This window comes from Streptococcus sp. LYSM12 (genome assembly GCF_004569635.1).
In the GTDB taxonomy this organism is placed as follows: Bacteria; Bacillota; Bacilli; order Lactobacillales; family Streptococcaceae; genus Streptococcus.
This window is the reverse complement of the sequence record NZ_SPOZ01000053.1, coordinates 1-3,293: the sequence shown is the minus strand read 5'-3', so window position 1 is coordinate 3,293 and position 3,293 is coordinate 1. Positions and strand designations below refer to the sequence as shown.

4 protein-coding genes and 2 pseudogenes are annotated in these 3,293 nt (G+C 39.0%); all 6 read right to left on the bottom strand.

The annotated features are described in order from the left end of the window. Positions 1–785: prohibitin family protein (locus E4T79_RS10600; RefSeq protein WP_135030090.1), on the bottom strand; the 785-nt coding region annotated here is incomplete at its 3' end. 249 nt (positions 786–1,034) lie between these two features. Then, a pseudogene (locus E4T79_RS10595) lies at positions 1,035–1,469 on the bottom strand (class I SAM-dependent methyltransferase); the annotation flags it as partial. 6 nt (positions 1,470–1,475) lie between these two features. Beyond that, positions 1,476–1,925, bottom strand: coding sequence for a hypothetical protein (locus tag E4T79_RS10590; protein ID WP_076996077.1), 450 nt, complete (start codon positions 1,923–1,925; stop codon positions 1,476–1,478). Between the two features lie 2 nt (positions 1,926–1,927). Beyond that, positions 1,928–2,146, bottom strand: a complete 219-nt coding sequence (locus E4T79_RS10585; RefSeq protein ID WP_076996078.1) for a hypothetical protein — start codon at positions 2,144–2,146, stop codon at positions 1,928–1,930. Between the two features lie 31 nt (positions 2,147–2,177). After that, the gene (locus E4T79_RS10580; RefSeq protein ID WP_076996079.1) at positions 2,178–3,092 is read right to left on the bottom strand and encodes an N-6 DNA methylase; all 915 of its coding nucleotides are present in this window, start codon (positions 3,090–3,092) and stop codon (positions 2,178–2,180) included. Continuing rightward, positions 3,089–3,293 (bottom strand): annotated as a pseudogene (locus tag E4T79_RS10575) (DUF3310 domain-containing protein); the annotation flags it as partial. The gene E4T79_RS10580 and the pseudogene E4T79_RS10575, both read right to left, overlap by 4 nt.

Here is a 3,293-nt window from a genome sequence, read left to right as displayed (position 1 = left end):
GTGTCTGTAATCACATCACCAGAGGTCTGCACTTCAACCCAGCCGTGCTTCATACGAGCTTCCGCTTCTTTCATACGGATTAAGTTATCCGTAATTGATTCAGATAGTTTCTTATTTGCATCAGCTTCTGCTTGAGCTTGAATCTGTTTTGTTTCAGCTTCAATCTTTGCGCGCTCCTGTTCCTGCTTAGCAGTATCAACTTCTTTCTGTTTAACAGCTTCATTCTTGATAGCTTTTTCGATGTCGTCCCCTGCATCTGTATCAATGATTGTTACAGCCACCAATTCAACACCGTACGAGTCCAAACGTTGCTTCAAGGCCTCTTCAAATTCAGTGTAAACTTGATTTCGTTTTGACCCTAGCAACTCAACGATGTTATAATTCACCGAAATCTCTTCCATAGCACGTTGCACCGCCGGCTCAATTCCTTTTTCGGCCAATACCTCTACATTTCGAAAATCACGAAATACTTTCATCGCATTCTTTTCGGATACTCGCCATTTAACATCAATAGTTGAGTCAAGATACTGCGCATCGTTCGTCTGCGTAGTGACTTTCTCAATTTTTGTGGTCTGAACTTCTGTAGATAGCTTGTAAATTTTGTCAAGAAATGGCATATAGATATGATAGCCACTACCCAGAGTTTCATCTTGAACGCCAGATACTGCACTATATTTGACCCCTACTGTATTTGCCGGGATTTTTGAAACTGCCGTGAGTCTAAATAACCCGCCAAGTAATACTACACTAGCTAAGATAATTCCTGTTTTTGTTGCGTTGTTCATTCTTCTATTCCTCTTTCTTTACAATCTGGAAATTCCGTAATATTCGTACCCACAATACTCACTACAAAAACCGTAGCTATTGAAATACTGCTCAAACACTCCGATTTTATCATCGCATACTGGACAATGTGTCCTACGGTATCTCTCCTCTTTGTTCAATCCCTTTAGTATTTTCTTTTTACGTTGTCGTCTGTTCATCTTCACCCTCCCGGATAACCTATATTCCTCCTTACCTATTTTCGCAAACGCCATCCAATGCGTTGTACCTCTTTGCTGGCCAAATAGTGGCTTGAATGGTATTGCGTTTAAAATTTCCCTAACGTTTATCTGACAGTCTGACCATTTAAAGATTAGTGTTCCATTCGGCTTCAATACACGCATACACTCTGCAAAACCTTTTACCAAGCCCTCTTTCCAGGTAACTTTATCAAGCTGTCCATACTGTGCTTTCATGACCGAATTAGGACCTGCCCATTTCAAATGCGGCGGGTCAAACACTACTAAATGGAAACTTCCATCATCGAATGGCATGTCTCGAAAGTCTCCGATGACATCAGGATCAACGTTGACCTTTTTTCCGTGTATTTCAATTTTTTCTTTCCTAATGTCCATGAAAGTCACATGTTCGTTTTCCTTATCAAACCAAAACATACGACTACCACAACAAGCATCTAATATTTTCATTTATTCTTAACCTCCTAAAGAAGCGAACGGTACTTCCCAGCTATAATTATCATATGTTTGTACAATATCCTTAACAACCACACCCTTATGGATTTCTATCTCTTGTGTAAATTCCATGCCCATCTCGAATGTAAAGATTTTAATATCAACATCAAACTTACTAGAAATCTCTTGATAATTAGCAGATATTGCAGACCACGCTTGCTTGAAATTGTCCAACTCAACGATTAAGAAATCATCATCCAACCAAATTTCAATAGTATCATGAATTATGAGTGCGCGTCTTGTACCCTTGATGTAAAAGCAAGAATCAGCACTTTTGAATAACAACAATTCACCATCATATTTTTTCTCAACAGTTACACTTTTGTCCTCAGAAAACATGTATTCCAACGCTGATGCAATATTTTCTGCTCTACCTCTTAATTTAATAGTTCCTTCTGCCCAATTTGCCATATTTAACCTCCCGGATACTGCACATACCTGTTCATCTCTTGTAGCTGCTGCGTGATGACTTCGTTGCGCTGTTGCTGATACTTCACTTTAAATTCTAATTCTTCAATTCTATCTTGTTGAATAGTGACACTGTGTGCTAAAAACATCACGCTGATAATTAAACCTATAAAGCAACCAAATATGTAGCCGTTTGCTATAGCTTCTCTAAATTTTCTACTCATGTTCCTCCTCCTAATTTATTATCTACCTTTTTCATTGAACAACTCCAAAATTGTAATAAATTTCATATTGATTTAAAATATCGTACGCTTGAGAGATAAAACTTAGATAGTCAATTTCCGCTCCAAAATAGTGAATAACCAACAGCTGCGATTCTAAGTGATTTCTAAGTCGTACTAACATTAACTCATCTAACTCCTGATTCACTGCATCAATATCGATTTCCTCTTTTTCGACAGGTTCTCTAGGTGCATGCCAGTGGTAGTCAACTGTTAGTTGACTACTTGTTGTGTAAACAATCTTTTTCAATTTGGCATCGTAGATTTCGCTATGAATATCAGAAGTGGTCTTTTGCTTGTCAATTACAAGGAAAAGCACTTCAATCTGCGTGTCTTCAAATCCATTTCTCACAGTGTTTAGCTCCAGTAACCGATTGCCAACCAATTCCCGCATTTTCTTTTCTGCGCCTCGGTAGGCAATGCCAGGGAACATGATATAGAATGCATATCGTTTGGTATACTTGAGTGACTTAAGCAAGAAAATATCATCAACTACACCCGATTTTTTCCAAGGGAAATCAGATTGAATAGCCTGTCTGTCTTCCTCCGGCAAATCCTTAAACTTAATTGAATATGGCGGATTCATCGCAGTCACATCAACCTCTGGATTCTCGTCATAGAGAAAGAAACTCTGATTATATACGACTGCGTTCGGATAATTCTCTTTAAGTGCTTCACATGCGAGTGTCTGAATTTCCACAGCATGAAACTCTTTTGGCTGGATGAATTGCTCCAACTGGCCCGACCCAGCCGCACCGTCAAAAATTGAAACATTCTCACCACAATATTGCCTAACCTTATCCGCTAGATACTGACGCAAGACAGGACTTGTAATATATTCAGCATGCTTATTGGCTATTTGACGATTGTTAAATTCTTTGAAACTCAATTATTCTCCATCTCCTCTATCAACCAATCCAAGTGCTGACGGGCCTTTTTTCAAGTCCTCGCCTCCATTTTTCATTTGAAAGCGTAGCAGATACTTAATAACATTGCCCCAGCAGTAAGCTGCTTTCCCTGCTAAGTTGCCGATAAAATTATCGACAACTGCCATAGCTTCAAGGCCATGTTTACCTTGGTAGTGTTTCGG

Bases quoted from the DNA above. Each gene is read 5' to 3' on its own strand.
- E4T79_RS10590 (WP_076996077.1), bottom strand. From the start codon at position 1,925: ATGGCAAATTGGGCAGAAGGAACTATTAAATTAAGAGGTAGAGCAGAA.
- E4T79_RS10585 (WP_076996078.1), bottom strand. From the start codon at position 2,146: ATGAGTAGAAAATTTAGAGAAGCTATAGCAAACGGCTACATATTTGGT.